The following is a 17,507-nucleotide window of genomic DNA, read 5'->3' as shown; positions in this document are numbered from 1 at the left end:
ATCTCCGCTGTTGGTTAGTTGAACAATCGGGGATTTACAGGCTGTTTATCCCCCAACTTATTTTTCTCGATTTTCTCTCACCAAAGCTGAGGTGGGGGTATTACAGCCCGTAAAACCGGGATAAAAGGAGAGTTTGTATTTCATGCGTAAATATAAAGTAATGACGATTTTTGGTACGAGACCAGAGGCAATTAAAATGGCGCCACTAGTTCTAGAACTTCAAAAACATCCTGAAGAGATTGAATCACTGGTGACGGTGACTGCTCAACATCGTCAAATGCTTGATCAAGTATTGGATACATTTAACATAAAACCAGATTTCGACTTAAATATGATGAAAGATCGTCAAACATTAGTAGATATAACTACTAGAGCGCTTGAAGGCTTGGACAAAGTGATGAAGGAAGCGAAACCTGATATCGTGCTTGTTCATGGAGATACTTCTACTACATTTGTGGCAAGTTTAGCAGCGTTTTATAACCAAATAGCTATTGGACATGTAGAAGCAGGATTACGCACATGGAATAAGTTTTCGCCATTTCCAGAAGAAATGAACCGTCAGTTAACTGGTGTAATGGCAGATATTCACTTTTCTCCAACGGTGAAATCTGAAAGAAATTTAATAGAAGAGAACAAGGACAAAGACTCTATCTTTGTTACTGGTAATACTGCTATTGATGCACTGAAAACAACAGTAAAAGAAGATTATACTCACCCAATATTAGAAAAACTTAAAGGGAGTAGAATCATTCTATTAACTGCTCATCGACGCGAAAATTTAGGTGAACCTATGCGTAATATGTTCCGAGCTATTAACAGATTGCTTTTAGAACATGAAGATGTACAAGTAATCTATCCAGTACACATGAATCCAGCTGTAAGAGAAATTGCCAACGAAGTTTTAGGAGAGAATGATCGAATTCATTTAATAGAACCGTTAGAAGTTCTAGATTTCCATAACTTCGCTGCACGCTCTCATATAATATTGACTGATTCTGGTGGTGTGCAGGAAGAAGCTCCGTCACTGGGTAAACCAGTTATTGTGCTGCGAGATACTACCGAACGTCCAGAAGGAATTGAAGCGGGAACCTTGAAACTTGCTGGCACAGATGAAGAAACAATCTACCAATTAACAAATGAATTACTATCTGATGAAGAAGCTTATAAGACAATGTCCCAAGCAAGCAATCCTTATGGTGATGGTAAAGCTTCTCAAAGAATCGTTGAAATTTTAATTAACTTCCTTCAAAAAGAAGGAAAATAAAATTTGTCCATAAAATGTCGGAAAATTTGACTTTCCTAAGTTTTTCTCTTTAAGCAATTGACATCAATTTGCCCCTATTGTATGCTTACAAAGGATAATCATGATAGGGGTTTCATGCTTGAAACACTAGTCAGATTAACTTTCTACTAGATTCACAGTTTTTACTTAATAAGGAAAAAATGTGAAGATTCTTTTTTACGTCGTATTAGACGTCCAATTAAAGGGAAAGCATTGTATACTGCGATTCTCTCACAGCTTATCGGTTCTATCTCATTCACAAAAGAAGTGTATGAACATAGTAGAACCACTCCAGTATTACTAGTAATAAGTCTTCATGCTAACTTTACAGTTACATGCTGGCGGCAATTGCTACCATTCGAAAATATGATTCAGGAGATTAAAGATCAATGCTAGAAATGCAACGTATATTTACGAAGCAAAAGAAGTATTTATTTTTTTTGCTTGCTGTTTGTGCGCTAGGCTGGGGTTTAACCCCTTATTCGACAATTTTTGCGGGCTTGGCACTCGGTTCTTTATTTGGTCTGTATAATTTCTGGATTCTAGTCCGTAGAATGGAGAAATTTGATCGTGTACTTGAAAGTGGAAAAGGACGAGCAGGTTTAGGTACAACATTCCGATTTGCCTCGGGTGTTGCAGCTGTTGCAATAGCGTTAGCCCTTCCAGAATATTTCCATCTGATCAGTACAGTTATCGGATTAATGATTCCCTATGTTCTGCTTGTTGTAGAACGTATTATGTTTCATGTAAAAAATCAGCAATGAGAATGTGAAAGAGAGGTGAATTAATCGTGGAACATGCAAATCCCACATTTGAGTTTCTAGGGATGACAGGGAACTGGTCCAATATATTAATGTTAGCAGTGACTACACTAGTCGTATTTTTGATCGCCTTTATCTCGACTAGAAACTTGAAGATGAAGCCAACTGGTATGCAAAACTTCATGGAGTGGATAATGGACTTCGTGAAAGGAATCATTAAAAGTAACTTTGACTGGAAAACTGGCGGTCGATACCATGTTCTTGGAATAACACTACTTATGTTTATCGCAGTAGCGAACGTATTAGGTCTTCCATTCGCCATATCTTATGATGGTGTTCTATGGTGGAAATCTCCGACAGCAGATCCAACAGTTACAATGACATTAGCAGTTATGGTTATCATTTTAACGCACTATTATGGAATAAAGATGAAGGGTATGAAGGGCTATGCAGTAGATACATACTTAAAGCCAATGCCATTCTTATTCCCATTAAAAATTATCGAGGAATTCGCAAATACGTTGACACTCGGTCTTCGTCTTTACGGTAACATCTATGCGGGTGAGGTTCTTTTAGGACTTATCGCAGGTTTAGCAACAACTGGAGTATTCGGCTTTGTTGGAGCAATCATTCCAGCAATGGCTTGGCAAGGATTCTCACTATTTATCGGTGGTATCCAAGCTTTCATTTTCGTTATGTTAACAATGGTTTATATGTCGCACAAAGTGTCGGCAGACCATTAATATAACTGTTTAGATTCTTAAACAGAAAAAATAAAAACAACATTCCAAGGAGGAAATTACACAATGGTAGGTTCAGTTGGTCTTTTAGCAGCAGCTATAGCAATCGGTTTAGGCGCACTTGGTGCAGGTATTGGTAACGGTTTAATCGTTTCAAAAACAGTAGAAGGTATCGCTCGTCAACCAGAAGCACGTGGAGCTTTACAAACAGTTATGTTCATCGGGGTAGCATTAGTTGAGGCGATTCCAATTATCGCAGCAGTTATCGCTTTCATCGTATTAAACAAATAATAAGTACAAGCAAGTATAAATGGCGGGTCCTAATCCGCCATTCTCTTTATGAAGTACACAACATATGAACTAGAAAACAATGAACACTATTTAATAATAGAAGCAAGATCTCTTATTAGCGTTTGAAAGGAGTGAAACAATCGTGTCTTTTGATTACCTTGTACTTGGTGCTAGTGGCCATGATGGGTTAAATGTTTGGGATATTTTAGCTACATTATTCTTCTTCATCTTACTTATGGTTCTATTGAAGAAAGTAGCTTGGGGTCCACTTATGGGGATCATGACTCAGCGTGAAGAGTTAATCGCAAGTGAGATCGCAGCAGCTGAAAATAGCCGTGGGGAATCACAGCGTTTACTTGAAGAACAACGTGACTTACTTAAAGAAGCACGTACGGAAGCTTTAGCGATTGTAGAAAATGCGAAAAAGCAAGGCGATGCATCTCGTGAGGAAATTATCACAACTGCTCGTGCAGAAGCTGTTCGTTTGAAAGAATCTGCTATCCGTGAAATTGATACAGAAAAAGAAAGAGCGATTGCAGCAGTACGTGAAGAAGTCGTTTCACTTTCAGTACTTGCGGCGTCGAAAGTTCTTGAAAAAGAAGTTTCGGAAGAAGATAATCGTGCGCTAATCGAGGCAACGATTGCGAAGGCAGGCGAGGTTAAGTGAGTAATTCAACTGTAGCTAAGCGTTACGCAATCTCGTTGTTCGAGCTAGCAACACAAAAAAACGAAGTACAAGCTGTCGAAAATGATTTACGTGAACTTAAAGTTGTATGGAATGGCAACAAAGATGTGAAAACTTTATTCACTTCGCCAAAGCTATCTCTAGACAAGAAAAGAGAGTTAATACGTCAAATCTTTGCAAATGCGAACCCAATTGTTATCAATACACTTTTAGTGCTTATTGATAAGAAGAGATTAGCAGAAGTATCCGACATAATTTCTGAATTTATGATCCTTTCGAATGAAGCACAAGGTGTTGCAGAAGCGAAAGTATATACTACACGTGCACTTACAGAGGAAGAACGTGCAAACGTCTCTACTGCATTTGCTAAAAACGTTGGTAAACAAGCATTAAATATTCAAAACATTGTAGATCCATCTATTATTGGTGGTATGCGTGTACAAATCGGAAACCGCATTTACGATAGCACTCTAATCACGAAGTTAGATCGCTTAAAACGTAACTTGATCGGTTAATATTATGAATTATGAGAGGTGACATACATGAGCATCAAAGCTGAAGAAATCAGTGTCTTGATTAAGCAGCAGATTGAGAATTACGAATCTGAGATGAAAGTTAGCGACGTTGGTACGGTTATCACGATTGGTGACGGTATCGCGCGTGCTCATGGCCTCGACAATGTCATGGCTGGAGAGCTTTTAGAATTCTCAACTGGTGTTTTAGGTATGGCACAAAACTTGGAAGCCAACAACGTTGGTATCGTTATCCTTGGACCATACACTGACATCAAAGAAGGCGATGAAGTACGTCGAACAGGCCGTATTATGGAAGTTCCAGTTGGTAAAGAATTGATTGGCCGCGTTGTCAATCCACTTGGCCAACCAGTTGACGGACAAGGTCCTATTGCAACTACGAAATCTCGTCCAATCGAAAGTCCTGCACAAGGGGTTATGGCACGTAAATCTGTACATGAACCACTTCAAACAGGTATTAAAGCGATTGACGCTCTTGTACCAATCGGACGTGGCCAACGTGAGTTAATCATCGGTGACCGTCAAACAGGTAAAACATCTGTTGCGATTGATACAATCCTTAACCAAGCAGACCAAGATATGATTTGTATCTATGTTGCTATCGGTCAAAAAGAATCGACTGTACGTAACGTAGTAGAAACACTTCGTAAAAAAGGTGCTTTAGATTACACAATCGTTGTTACAGCATCTGCATCTTCGCCAGCTCCATTATTATACCTAGCGCCTTACGCTGGTGTAACTATGGCAGAAGAATTCATGTTCGAAGGGAAGCACGTACTAATTGTTTATGATGATCTATCTAAACAAGCAGCTGCATACCGCGAACTTTCATTACTTCTTAAACGTCCTCCAGGTCGTGAAGCATATCCAGGGGATGTATTCTACTTACACAGCCGTCTACTTGAGCGTGCTGCGAAGCTAAATGAAACTTTAGGTGCAGGTTCAATCACTGCATTACCATTCGTTGAAACACAAGCGGGAGATATTTCTGCTTACATTCCAACAAACGTAATCTCAATTACAGATGGTCAAATTTTCTTACAATCTGATTTATTCTTCTCTGGTGTGCGTCCAGCAATCAACGCTGGTTTATCCGTATCCCGTGTAGGTGGATCAGCTCAAATTAAAGCAATGAAGAGTGTTGCGGGTACACTACGTCTTGACTTAGCTGCATATCGTGAGCTTGAAGCATTTGCTCAATTTGGTTCAGACCTTGACGCTGCAACTCAAGCGAAACTTAACCGTGGTGTTCGTACAGTAGAAGTATTAAAACAAGACTTGAATTCTCCTATTAAAGTAGAAAAACAAGTTATGATTTTATATGCTCTTACACGTGGCCATTTAGATGATATTCCAGTAAATGATATCAGTCGCTTTGAAGCAGAATTAGGTAGCTGGTTAGATACAAACCACACAAATGTTTTAGATCATATTCGCACGACTAAAGCTCTTCCTTCAGATGAAGATATGAACAATGCTATTTCTGCATTCAAAAAAACTTTCGCAAAATCTGAATAATATCTTTGTCGATGTGAAAAAAACAATAAGGTGGTGAAATACCAGTGGCATCATTACGCGACATTAAAAGCAAAATTACGTCAACTAAGAAAACAAGCCAAATTACAAAAGCTATGCAAATGGTTTCTGCTTCTAAGTTAAGCCGTGCGGAGGAGAATGCGAAAGCATTTGTTCCTTACATGGGTAAAATTCAAGAGGTAGTCGGTGCAATTGCATCAGGTACTAGTGATAGTGGACATCCAATGTTAACTCACCGTCCTGTTAAAAAGACTGCATATCTTGTCATCACTTCTGATCGTGGATTAGCTGGAGCCTATAACAGTAATGTTATTCGTGCTGTAGCTAATGCAATAGCACAACGTCACGCTTCAAAAGATGAGTATGTAGTACTGGCAATTGGTCGTATGGGACGTGACTTCTTCTTAAAACGTGGTTCTAATGTAATTGGAGAAGTTATAGGTTTACCTGACCAACCAGCTTTTTCTGATATTAAAGAAATTGCGCGCAGAGCTGTTGGTATGTTCACGGATGGTACATATGATGAACTTTATATGTACTATAACCACTTTGTCAGCGCCATCTCTAGTGAAGTAACGGAGAAAAAGGTACTGCCACTTACGGATATTGCAGTAGAAAAAGGCACAACTGCTTCTTATGAATTCGAACCTTCAAGTGAGGCAATTCTAGAAGTGTTACTTCCTCAATATGCGGAAAGCCTAATTTTCGGTGCATTACTCGATGGTAAAGCAAGTGAACATGCTTCGCGTATGTCAGCGATGAAATCCGCGACAGACAACGCATCTGATTTGATTAGTAACTTAACATTAGTATATAACCGAGCACGTCAAGCTGCGATTACTCAAGAAATTACGGAAATCGTCGGCGGTGCAGCGGCTTTAGAATAGTTTAAGATAGAAAGTAAGACAGGAGGGAACAGTAGTGAACAAAGGACAAGTACTACAAGTAATGGGTCCAGTTGTTGACGTTAAGTTTGACAACGGCCATTTACCAGCTATCTATAATGCACTAACTGTAGCGATTGAACGTCCAAATGAAGCACCGACAACGTTAACGTTAGAAGTAGCTTTACACTTAGGAGATGACTCTGTTCGTACGATTGCAATGTCATCTACAGACGGACTTAAGCGTGGTACAGAGGTATTTGATGCTGGTGCAGCAATTTCTGTTCCAGTTGGTGATGTAACATTAGGACGTGTATTCAACGTACTAGGTGAGGTTATTGACTTAGGAGAAGAAATTTCAGTGGCAGATCGTCGTGATCCAATCCACCGTCAAGCTCCAACGTTTGAAAACCTTTCAACAGAAGTTGAAATTCTTGAAACAGGTATCAAAGTAGTAGATCTACTAGCTCCTTATATTAAAGGTGGTAAAATCGGTCTATTCGGTGGTGCCGGAGTAGGGAAAACAGTTCTTATCCAAGAACTTATCAATAACATTGCTCAAGAGCACGGCGGTATCTCTGTATTCGCTGGTGTTGGAGAGCGTACGCGTGAAGGAAATGACTTATTCCACGAGATGAGTGATTCAGGCGTTATTAAGAAAACTGCAATGGTATTCGGTCAAATGAATGAGCCACCTGGTGCACGTATGCGTGTAGCTTTAACGGGTCTTACAATGGCAGAATATTTCCGTGATGAACAAGGTGCAGACGTACTTCTATTCATCGACAATATCTTCCGTTTCACGCAAGCAGGTTCTGAGGTATCAGCACTTTTAGGTCGTATGCCGTCAGCTGCTGGTTACCAACCAACACTTGCTACTGAAATGGGTCAATTACAAGAGCGTATCACGTCAACAAACACTGGTTCAGTTACATCTATCCAAGCGATTTATGTACCAGCCGATGACTATACGGATCCAGCTCCAGCAACAACTTTCGCTCACTTAGATGCGACTACAAACTTAGAACGTAAATTATCTGAGATGGGTATCTACCCAGCGGTTGATCCTTTAGCTTCTTCTTCACGTGCGCTTTCACCAGAAATCGTAGGTCCAGAGCATTATGAAGTAGCACGTCAAGTGCAATATACTTTACAACGCTATAGAGAGCTTCAAGATATTATCGCAATCTTAGGTATGGATGAATTAGGAGACGAAGACAAGCTTACGGTTAACCGTGCGCGTCGTATTCAGTTCTACCTATCTCAAAACTTCCATGTTGCAGAACAATTTACAGGTCAAAAAGGTTCATACGTTCCAGTTAAAGAAACTGTTGAAGGATTCAAACAAATTCTTGAAGGAAAATATGACCATTTACCAGAAGATGCATTCCGTTTAGTTGGACGCATTGAAGAAGTTGTAGAAAAAGCGAAAAGCATGGGCGTAGAAGTATAATAAATCGGACCAGGAGGTAAAAATATGAAGACACTTACAGTCAATATTGTCACTCCCGACGGCCCGGTATACGATTCTGAAGTAGACATGATTATCGCAAAAACAGCATCTGGTGAAATCGGTATTTTACCTGGCCATATTCCAATGGTTGCACCACTTGTAACAGGTGCAATAAAATTGAAAAAAGAGGCAAAAACAGAGTACGTAGCAGTAAGCAGTGGATTTGTAGAAGTTCGACCTGAAAAGGTATCGATCCTTGCAACATCTGCTGAAGTTGCTTCCAGTATCGATTTAGCTCGTGCTAAAGAAGCGATGAAACGTGCAGAAGAACGTATTCAAAGTAAACAAGACTCGGTTGATCATAACCGTGCTGAACTTGCATTGAAACGTGCGATGAATCGTATCAACGTTCATGAGGGTAATATTTAAGCTTATACTTAAAGCCTCTGGTGAAGCTAGAAATTATGTAAGGTATTTTATCATGCTTAGTAATGGCTTGATGAAGAAAGTTGCCTATCAAAATGAAAATTTAATAGGTTAACCTACCTACATAATTTTGAGCTTAATGCCTAGGCGATGTTAATTTTAATGGAAGCGGGCAGGATAAATTCTGTCTGCTTTTTATTATTGTCTCGAATAGGAGGACTATAAGTGGGATTATTAAGTAGTGAACAAGCACTAATAGCAATACTTGCAAATATCTTTTTTATTGGTATTTCTTTCTATGCGTTACAGGCATTAATGTTGGACAAAATAATAAAGAAAAATAGTGTATTTCAAGCTCAACTATTTTATATTTTAACGAGTATTATGATAGGCTCTATCGTTGCAAACTTTTTTTTGAATTTAACAAGTTGGTCCAACCAGCTTCCTTTTTTATTCGAGTAAGATCCTATATGCTCATGCAAATTATAGTAAAGTTTGTATGAGCATGTAGAATCTTCACGTATTTCCTGGGAAATTTTTTGCTAAAGAGGTTTACCTATTTGCACTGTGGGTATTTTAAAATTATCTACACGAAAAGACTAGGTAATACGTATAATAGAAACAAGAAAATTTTATGAAAAGTCTTCAAAAATAGTGTTTTAGATGCTTGTATATAGTCGAATTACGTTGTATGATGAATATTGTTTTGAATACCTAAAATTGACATCATACGTATTCTTTTATATAAAGCAAATGGATAATGAACGCGGAGGGAAAGTAGTGGACAAAATCGTTGTTAAAGGTGGCCAAACGTTAAACGGGACAGTACGAGTAGAAGGTGCAAAAAATGCAGTATTACCAGTATTAGCTGCAGCTCTACTTGCGACTAAAGGCAAAAACGTTATTAAAGATGTACCGACACTTGCAGATGTTTTGACAATAAATGAAGTATTGAAAAGTTTAAATACAGAAGTTAGTTATAGCCCAGAAAAGAATGAAGTAATCATTGATTCGCAAAAAAAATTATCTAGCGAAGCTCAATTCGAGTATGTGCGTAAAATGCGTGCATCTATTCTTGTCATGGGTCCAATCTTAGCGCGTAATGGTTTTGCTCGCGTAGCTCTACCAGGAGGCTGTGCAATAGGATCACGTCCTATCGATCAGCATTTAAAAGGTTTTGAAGCAATGGGTGCAGAAATTTCCTTTGGACACGGATTTGTTGAAGCAAAGACAACTGGTCGTCTAAAAGGCGCTAAAATTTATTTGGATGTTCCAAGCGTAGGAGCAACTGAAAATATTATGACAGCTGCTGCATTGGCGGAAGGCACAACTATAATCGAAAATGCTGCGAAAGAACCGGAAATTGTCGATTTAGCTAACTTCATCAACGAAATGGGCGGTAAGGTCAAAGGTGCAGGAACCGACACTATTCGCATTGAAGGTGTAGAAGAATTACACGGCACTGAACACCATATCATCCCAGATCGTATTGAAGCTGGAACATTCATGGTAGCTGCAGCAATTACAAAAGGCAATGTCCTTATTGAAAATGCAGTACCTGAACATATGACAGCTCTTATATCTAAAATGCAAGAAATGGGCATTGAAATTACGGAAGAGGAACAGGGTCTTCGTGTACGCTCTGAAGGTAATTTAAAATCTATCGATATCAAAACGATGCCACACCCAGGTTTTCCAACAGATATGCAATCTCAAATGATGGCATTAATGATGACTGCTCACGGAACTGGCATCATAACAGAAACAGTATTCGAAAATCGTTTCATGCACGTGGAAGAATTCCGCAGAATGAATGGCAACATGAAAATCGAAGGCCGTTCTGTTATTATGGAGTCACCATCTGACCTACAAGGTGCAGAAGTTGCAGCAACCGACTTAAGAGCGGCAGCGGCACTTATCATCGCAGGTTTAGTCGCAGAAGGAATCACACGCGTTACAGAGCTCTATCACTTGGATAGAGGATATGTTGATTTCGACAAAAAACTTGCAGCACTTGGCGCAGATATCGAACGTATTGGCAGCGAGTCAGCTGAAAAAGAAATACAATTGGTATAATACCATATGTAAAGCACTACACTTTTATGCTCGTGTAGTGCTTTTTTGTGTATGTTTACTAGAATGCTCTCATATAGCCCAATCTCTCTCGTATAGGCAGCAACCTCTCTCGGATTGTCTCGGATTTCATCGGATTGCTCTCGTAAAGGCAGCAATCTCTCTCGGAAAGAGCTGGATTTCTCTCGCAAAGCCCGATTTCTTTCAGATAGAGCCCGATCGCTCTAGCAAAGCCTTATCTCTCTCGTATAGGTAGTAACCTCTCTCGGATTGTCTCGGATTTCTCTCGTAAAGCCCGATCTCTCTCTTATAGAATCGAATCGCTGTAGTGAAGGCAGCAACCTCTCTCGGATTGTCTCGGATTTCTCTCGTAAAGCCCGGTTTCTCCTATAGAATCGAATTGCTCTCGTATAGGTAGCAATCTCTCTTGCAAAGCAGCTCTCTCTGTTTTACTGTTTGAGTCTCTAAATATTTGTAATTTATCAAAGTTCAAATATATTAAAATAGATTCATCACTCTCCAAAACCGAGCATATAGTATTTCTATGAAACAAAACATACTCTTTATAATCTTATGCCTAGCCCTCTTGTTTTTGCCCTTTTTATTAATAAAAGAAAAATCACATGAAAAAACAGTACTACCACCAACTTCTGAACTTGAAATTGCATGTCCAATACTAATCGAAGTGAAAGGGGTTAAGGAGAAAATTCCGCTAGAAAGCTATATACTTGGAGTTGTGGCAGCAGAAATGCCAGCTACGTTTCATGAAGAGGCATTAAAAGCCCAATCCATAGCGTCCAGGACATATGTACTTAGAGATACGAATTATGGACAAAAACCAATTGATCCAACTGTACTGAAACAGGTATATGCGAGTGAAGAAGATCGGAAGAAAAAATGGGGGGCTTCCTTTAGTCAATATGAGGACAAGCTAAAAAAGGTCATCGCGGAGACAGAAGGAAATATTATTGTCTACAAAGATCAACTAATCACAGCGATGTTCTTTTCCTCCAGTAACGGTCAGACAGAAAGTGCAGAAAATTATAGTGGAAATGTGATTCCCTATTTAGTATCTGTTCCAAGCGAATCGGAGGAACTGTATGCTCCTAATAGGACCAAACAGTTTGAATTCACACACGCAGAATGGTCAAAAGCTTTTAAAATGAAATGGAATGCAAACATACCTAAAACTTATCAAGTAACAAAGACTGATACGGACCGAGTTGAATCGATCCATATGAATGGAAAATCGTGGACAGGCCGGGAAGTTCGTACACTATTAGGTCTACCGTCTACTGATTTCACGATAACGTTTCAATCTGATAAAGTAGTAGTAGATACTGTTGGATACGGACACGGAGTAGGAATGAGTCAGTACGGCGCAGAGGTACTCGCCAACGATTCTGTATTGGCGCAAGACATTTTACTCCACTACTATAAAGGTACAGAAATAAAAAAATTTTCACCATGTTTAAAATCTCCTTGATTTGCAAACAATGCAAATAGAGGTGATGAAAATGAGAGAAGAACAAAAGAACAATACTTCTCAGAAGAAGAAAAATAACCCGAAAAAGCCGTGGTTTTGGCCACTAGTTTATGCAGGTTTTTCGGTAGCTTTTGTAGGAATGATTTGGGGTTACAATGTGTATGTCACGGATGATTCTGTAAAGGATTCAGAATGGACAGAAGCAAACAAAGACCCTAATTCAGTTACGATTGAAACAAATGCACAAGCAGAATCGATGAAATATCCATTTAAAGAGACTCTGCTAGACAGCGTGGAAATCGTACAGCATTATTACGATATGGAAGCACCTGAGGCGACTCGTGAACAGTCGTTAGTAGTATTCAATCAAACTTATGTGATGAATACTGGAGTATCTCTATCTATGAATAGTGAGCCGTTTGAAGTAGTTGCAGCAATGAGTGGAAAAGTAGAAGAAGTCAATTTAGACCCATTTGTTGGAGATGAAATCGTCTTGTCACATGCAAATGGTATGGTAACCAAATATCGCTCTGTCACTGGTATTCTAGTAAAAGCTGGAGACGTTGTAGAACAAGGTGATTCACTTGCTACAGCAGCTGAAAATGAATGGAACCCAACAGCGGGTGTACATCTTCAGTTTGAAGTACTGCAAGATGGTGTTTTAGTAAATCCAGAGACATTACTAGCATTTTAATTCATAATAGCTAAGGCGTATGCATAAATTGATGGAAAGTGTTCCTTTACTAACGAAAGGAAGAGTTAGTGCACGAAACGATTCGTCATAGATGCATACGTTTAGGTGAAATGGTCCTTGAGACCAAAAAAACTGTCCGTGCGATCGCAAGCACAACCGGTCATTCCAAAAGCACTGTGCATAAGGATTTGACGGAAAGACTCCACTTAGTAGATCCACAGCTGGCAAAAGAGGTAAAAGAAATTTTAGCGTATCATAAATCGGTCAGGCATTTACGAGGTGGAGAAGCGACAAAAAGAAAGTGGAAAACGAAAAAAGAAGATAGAAGAGGTCGTGATGAGTAATTAATCACGGCTTTTTCTTTTGATTAAATGACCCATAGTCTTAGCCCCCTATTCAACTAGTAGTTATTTAGACACGAGTATTATGCCATTTTTTCACAAATAATATTGTTAAATAAAGTGTAATTCTAGTAAAACTATGATAAAATTTAAAGTTAGAGACGTATTGATCAATATACATAATGGGTTTAGTTGGGAAGGAGAAACATCAGTAATGTTTGCAAAGGATATTGGAATTGATTTAGGTACAGCCAATGTATTAATACATGTAAAAGGAAAAGGGATTGTTTTAAACGAACCCTCTGTCGTTGCTATAGATAGAAATACCAAAAAAGTACTGGCTGTTGGAGAAGAAGCAAGACAAATGGTCGGTAGAACTCCAGGGAATATTATAGCAATTCGCCCACTTAAAGATGGCGTAATTGCTGATTTTGATGTGACAGAAGCAATGCTTAGACATTTTATCAATAAATTAAATGTCAAAGGATTTCTATCAAAGCCACGTATCTTAATCTGCTGTCCTACAAATATTACTAGTGTTGAACAAAAGGCAATACGCGAAGCTGCGGAGAAGTCTGGCGGGAAGAAAGTTTATTTGGAGGAAGAGCCAAAAGTTGCAGCAATCGGCGCAGGAATGGATATCTTCCAACCAAGTGGTAACATGGTTGTCGATATAGGTGGAGGTACAACAGATGTTGCAGTACTTTCCATGGGCGATATCGTAACAAGTGAATCGATTAAAATTGCAGGAGATGTTTTTGACAATGACATTCTTCAGTATATTAAAAAAGAGTACAAACTTCTAATCGGTGAACGTACTGCTGAAAATATAAAAATATCGGTAGGTACTGTTTTTCCAGATAGTCGTCACGAGGAAATGGATATTCGTGGGCGAGACATGGTCACAGGGCTTCCTAGAACAATAACGATTAAATCGGAAGAAATTGAAAAAGCATTGAAAGAATCCGTTTTGGGTATTGTCCAAGCTGCAAAGAATGTGTTAGAAAAAACACCACCTGAGTTATCTGCAGATATTATTGATCGCGGAGTTATTATAACAGGAGGCGGAGCACTTTTACACGGTATGGACCATTTGTTAATGGAAGAGTTAAAAGTTCCTGTATTAATAGCTGAATACCCGATGAATTGTGTCGCAATAGGAACAGGGATAATGTTAGACAATATTGACAAAATATCACGAAGATAAATGCAAACTGGCTGCGGAGCACTAAATTGCTTTCGTATACTTCGTTTGCAGAGTGGAGGCTTTCTTATGTTTCGCGGATTTACTACAGTTGCATCCGGAATGATTGCACAACAGCGTAGAACAGAAATACTAACTAATAATATGGCCAATGCCAATACACCGGGATTCAAAGCGGATCAATCGACTATTCGTTCTTTCCCAGACATGTTATTGTCTAGACTAGGACCTACTCAAATTCCTACAAAGGATCCGATTACCGGCAAGTATGCTTCTGAAGTTGGAGCAATTAGTACAGGTGTATACATGCAAGAAACAATGGCATTAATGACACAGGGACAAATCATCCAAACAGATTTGAATACAGATATAGCATTAATCGATGGCTCACTACCAGTTGATGAAGAAACAGGACAAACGGGAGCAGTATTCTATCGTTTACAGCATCCAACTGAAGGAGAAGCTTACACTCGAAATTCGAATTTTACGTTAGATGGTTCAGGATTTTTAACAAATCCACAAGGTTTGTATGTACTTGATTCGGAAGGGCAACCGATCCAGCTACAAAATGATGATTTCCAAGTAGATTCAAGTGGTCAGATCTTAGTAGACAATGCTGCAGTAGCACGAATTGGTGTATCATTCTCTGCACAGCCTAACACTCTTATCAAGCAGGATAACGGTTTATACAGAACAGTCGATGGAACTGAACTACCATCTGCCTATAATATAGATAATATTTCTTTCTCGATGCAACAGGGGTATATGGAAGGTTCGAATGTGGATCCAGCTAGAACAATGACAGATATGTTAACTGCTTATCGCGCATTTGAAGCAAACCAAAAAGTACTGCAAGCATACGATAGAAGTATGGACAAAGCTGTTAACGAAGTAGGCCGTGTGAATTAAGAGAGCTTTAAAAAAGCTTTAACAATGAAAAGAGGTAGGCTGAAAATGCTACGCACGATGATTACAGCGACGAATACGATGTCGCAACTGCAAAGTCAAATAGATATTATTGGGAACAACCTTTCTAATACAAGTACGCATGGCTACAAAGCAAAGGATGCAAAGTTCCAAGAATTATTATATCAACAATATAATAATGATAAATTAGATCGTGTAGAACGAGATTCACCTACTGGGATTCGCTATGGCGTTGGTGCAGCACTTGCACAAACCCAAATGAACTGGAAGCAAGGTAGTCTCCAATCAACAGATCGTAATTTAGACTTCGCTTTTCAAGAACCAAAGCAATATTTTAATGTGCTTATGCCAAATGGTGAAGGTGGACAGCAAACAGCATATACCCGTCAAGGAGCCTTTTATGTTACTCCGATGGAAAATGGTCAGCTTATGCTCGTGAATGGGGACGGTTATCCTGTGGCTGATGCTGACGGACTAGCAATTACTATTCCTGATGGTGTAACGGATTTCAGTGTAAATGAAACAGGAATTTTAACGGCTACATATCCAAATGGTACTACACAGCAACGGGAATTAGCGGTATCAGTGCTACAAAAGCCGAATGCGATGGTTCATTTATCTGCAACTTATATTGCAATGCCAAATAACCTGGAACAATTAGGTTTAAACGCAGAGGATATTATGACAGATTTACAAGGTGCAAACCGTGGTGAAATAGCTATTGCAAATGGTATGTTAGAATTATCGAACGTAGATACATCGAAAGAAATGACTGATCTTATGACAGCGCAACGTTCTTATCAGTTCAATGCCCGTTCCATCACTATTGCGGACCAAATGCTGGGACTTATTAATGGCATTCGATAATTATGCGTGTAAGGAGTTGTGTTTATGACAGAAGAAAGTAAAATTTCTGCTAGACAACAGCGAAGATTAGAAAAAGAACAAGAAAAGGCACACGAACAAGCGCAACAGACGGGAACAACAAGGTGGGTTCAAATCCGCATGTTTCCTATATGGTTGCGCATACTACTCGTAATTCTAATCTTAGCTGGAGCAGCAATAACAGGACTAATGTTTGGTTATGGCGTTCTAGGTGATGGTGAACCAAAGGACGCATTAAAATGGGATACATACCAGCATATAATTGATATTAAAGATGGCAAGTAATAAAGATTTTTGGAGGATGATTCTATGTTAACAACAGAGCAAATTCAAGCAATTTTACCGCATCGTTATCCATTTCTTATGATAGATAAAATTCTAGAAGTTGAAGAAGGAAAGCGCGCGGTAGGATTAAAAAATGTAACGATTAACGAAGAATTCTTCAATGGTCATTTTCCAGGATATCCAGTAATGCCCGGCGTACTTATCGTAGAGGCTCTTGCTCAAATCGGAGCTGTCGCTGTCCTTCAAATTCCAGAAAACAAAGGAAGACTCGCATTCTTTACCGGAATTGATAATTGTCGTTTTAAACGACAAGTAAAGCCAGGAGACCAATTGAAACTAGAGGTTGAATTGACAAAGCTTCGTGGAGCAATGGGAAAAGGTCACGGAATCGCAACAGTAGATGGAGAATTAGTATGTGAAGCAGATATACTGTTTGCACTTGGACCTGTTGTGGAAAAGTAATAATTTGCAATATGTAGTTATATCTTATAAAATAAGTTAAATTATTTAGAAATAGTTAGGCGTTGTATTAATGTAGGAGGTTTTATACTTCATGTATAATGAGTTATCGTCAGGTATTAAAAGTAGTATTACCAGATCCATAACTAAGGCATTTGAAATATATATGACCAATATTAGTTGGGATGAAGAACTTTTTAATATTGAAGACTTTGTAAAGAGTTGGCAATTATACATTGTCGAATCTGCCACTTGGTTTGAAAAAGTACCAAAAGAGATAAAAGAAAGTCCAGAATTCCATGAAGAAATAGCGCTAAAAATAAACGCTTCTATAGAGAAGATTTTATCAGAGCCAGTGAACGAAGACTTAATTGCGTCAATTGAAATTATGCAAGACAAATTAGGTACCCAATATAAATATGGCTGTAAAGCAGAAGCATTATACGTTGAATCGCTTCTAAAAGAAATGCAAAAACAGGCATAGTTGCCATAGGATAGTTCCTTTTTTCTTGGATAACCTATCGTAAGTCACAAAAAAGTGACGACGATAACAAGAAAGGAG

21 protein-coding genes are annotated in these 17,507 nt (G+C 38.9%); all 21 read left to right on the top strand.

The genetic code is table 11. From position 1 onward, the window contains the following. Nucleotides 1-142 precede the first annotated feature (142 nt). A complete protein-coding gene (gene wecB / locus BLR36_RS08450) occupies nucleotides 143-1,264 on the top strand; it encodes a non-hydrolyzing UDP-N-acetylglucosamine 2-epimerase (protein WP_093061314.1) in 1,122 nt (373 codons plus the stop codon). A 407-nt stretch (nucleotides 1,265-1,671) separates the two neighbouring features. Further along, the gene (locus BLR36_RS08445) at nucleotides 1,672-2,046 is read left to right on the top strand and encodes an ATP synthase subunit I (protein ID WP_093061313.1); all 375 of its coding nucleotides are present in this window, start codon (nucleotides 1,672-1,674) and stop codon (nucleotides 2,044-2,046) included. 26 nt (nucleotides 2,047-2,072) lie between these two features. Further along, nucleotides 2,073-2,786, top strand: coding sequence for a F0F1 ATP synthase subunit A (atpB, locus tag BLR36_RS08440; protein ID WP_093061312.1), 714 nt, complete (start codon nucleotides 2,073-2,075; stop codon nucleotides 2,784-2,786). Nucleotides 2,787-2,849: 63 nt separating this feature from the next. Continuing rightward, the gene (atpE, locus tag BLR36_RS08435) at nucleotides 2,850-3,074 is read left to right on the top strand and encodes a F0F1 ATP synthase subunit C (protein ID WP_053590520.1); all 225 of its coding nucleotides are present in this window, start codon (nucleotides 2,850-2,852) and stop codon (nucleotides 3,072-3,074) included. Between the two features lie 142 nt (nucleotides 3,075-3,216). After that, nucleotides 3,217-3,741, top strand: coding sequence for a F0F1 ATP synthase subunit B (atpF, locus tag BLR36_RS08430; RefSeq protein WP_093061311.1), 525 nt, complete (start codon nucleotides 3,217-3,219; stop codon nucleotides 3,739-3,741). Next, nucleotides 3,738-4,274 (top strand): F0F1 ATP synthase subunit delta, encoded by a 537-nt coding sequence (locus tag BLR36_RS08425; RefSeq protein WP_093061310.1) that lies wholly within the window; start codon nucleotides 3,738-3,740, stop codon nucleotides 4,272-4,274. The genes atpF and BLR36_RS08425 overlap by 4 nt, the downstream gene beginning before the upstream one ends. A gap of 27 nt (nucleotides 4,275-4,301) precedes the next feature. Continuing rightward, nucleotides 4,302-5,810, top strand: coding sequence for a F0F1 ATP synthase subunit alpha (gene atpA, locus BLR36_RS08420; protein ID WP_093061309.1), 1,509 nt, complete (start codon nucleotides 4,302-4,304; stop codon nucleotides 5,808-5,810). A 44-nt stretch (nucleotides 5,811-5,854) separates the two neighbouring features. Beyond that, nucleotides 5,855-6,715 (top strand): F0F1 ATP synthase subunit gamma, encoded by an 861-nt coding sequence (locus BLR36_RS08415; RefSeq protein ID WP_093061308.1) that lies wholly within the window; start codon nucleotides 5,855-5,857, stop codon nucleotides 6,713-6,715. 34 nt (nucleotides 6,716-6,749) lie between these two features. Further along, complete coding sequence (atpD, locus tag BLR36_RS08410) at nucleotides 6,750-8,165, top strand: F0F1 ATP synthase subunit beta (protein ID WP_093061307.1); 1,416 nt, start codon at nucleotides 6,750-6,752, stop codon at nucleotides 8,163-8,165. A 24-nt stretch (nucleotides 8,166-8,189) separates the two neighbouring features. Next, on the top strand, nucleotides 8,190-8,594 hold the full coding sequence (locus BLR36_RS08405; RefSeq protein ID WP_093061306.1) for a F0F1 ATP synthase subunit epsilon: 405 nt from the start codon (nucleotides 8,190-8,192) through the stop codon (nucleotides 8,592-8,594). A 222-nt stretch (nucleotides 8,595-8,816) separates the two neighbouring features. Further along, complete coding sequence (locus BLR36_RS08400) at nucleotides 8,817-9,053, top strand: DUF1146 family protein (protein WP_093061305.1); 237 nt, start codon at nucleotides 8,817-8,819, stop codon at nucleotides 9,051-9,053. Nucleotides 9,054-9,371: 318 nt separating this feature from the next. Next, a complete protein-coding gene (gene murA / locus BLR36_RS08395; protein ID WP_093061304.1) occupies nucleotides 9,372-10,667 on the top strand; it encodes a UDP-N-acetylglucosamine 1-carboxyvinyltransferase in 1,296 nt (431 codons plus the stop codon). A gap of 541 nt (nucleotides 10,668-11,208) precedes the next feature. After that, nucleotides 11,209-12,150: a stage II sporulation protein D gene (gene spoIID, locus BLR36_RS08390; protein WP_093061303.1), complete on the top strand. Its 942-nt coding sequence runs from the start codon at nucleotides 11,209-11,211 to the stop codon at nucleotides 12,148-12,150. A gap of 31 nt (nucleotides 12,151-12,181) precedes the next feature. Continuing rightward, nucleotides 12,182-12,844, top strand: coding sequence for a M23 family metallopeptidase (locus BLR36_RS08385; protein ID WP_093061302.1), 663 nt, complete (start codon nucleotides 12,182-12,184; stop codon nucleotides 12,842-12,844). Nucleotides 12,845-12,912: 68 nt separating this feature from the next. Then, on the top strand, nucleotides 12,913-13,188 hold the full coding sequence (locus BLR36_RS08380; RefSeq protein WP_093061301.1) for a sporulation transcriptional regulator SpoIIID: 276 nt from the start codon (nucleotides 12,913-12,915) through the stop codon (nucleotides 13,186-13,188). Nucleotides 13,189-13,399: 211 nt separating this feature from the next. After that, nucleotides 13,400-14,392, top strand: coding sequence for a rod shape-determining protein (locus tag BLR36_RS08375; protein WP_093061300.1), 993 nt, complete (start codon nucleotides 13,400-13,402; stop codon nucleotides 14,390-14,392). Nucleotides 14,393-14,458: 66 nt separating this feature from the next. Further along, complete coding sequence (locus BLR36_RS08370; RefSeq protein ID WP_093061299.1) at nucleotides 14,459-15,298, top strand: flagellar hook-basal body protein; 840 nt, start codon at nucleotides 14,459-14,461, stop codon at nucleotides 15,296-15,298. A gap of 45 nt (nucleotides 15,299-15,343) precedes the next feature. Then, nucleotides 15,344-16,183, top strand: a complete 840-nt coding sequence (locus BLR36_RS08365) for a flagellar hook-basal body protein (protein ID WP_093061298.1) — start codon at nucleotides 15,344-15,346, stop codon at nucleotides 16,181-16,183. Between the two features lie 24 nt (nucleotides 16,184-16,207). After that, nucleotides 16,208-16,486: a DNA-directed RNA polymerase subunit beta gene (locus BLR36_RS08360; RefSeq protein ID WP_093061297.1), complete on the top strand. Its 279-nt coding sequence runs from the start codon at nucleotides 16,208-16,210 to the stop codon at nucleotides 16,484-16,486. 24 nt (nucleotides 16,487-16,510) lie between these two features. Further along, a complete protein-coding gene (fabZ, locus tag BLR36_RS08355; RefSeq protein ID WP_093061296.1) occupies nucleotides 16,511-16,948 on the top strand; it encodes a 3-hydroxyacyl-ACP dehydratase FabZ in 438 nt (145 codons plus the stop codon). Nucleotides 16,949-17,039: 91 nt separating this feature from the next. Next, nucleotides 17,040-17,429 carry a hypothetical protein gene (locus tag BLR36_RS08350; protein ID WP_093061295.1) on the top strand — a complete coding sequence of 130 codons (390 nt, stop codon included), beginning with the start codon at nucleotides 17,040-17,042 and terminating at the stop codon, nucleotides 17,427-17,429. Nucleotides 17,430-17,507: the final 78 nt, after the last annotated feature.

Origin of the sequence: Psychrobacillus sp. OK028 (assembly GCF_900103605.1) — a bacterium.
GTDB lineage: Bacteria > Bacillota > Bacilli > Bacillales_A > Planococcaceae > Psychrobacillus.
This window is presented reverse-complemented; position numbering and strand designations above follow the sequence as displayed.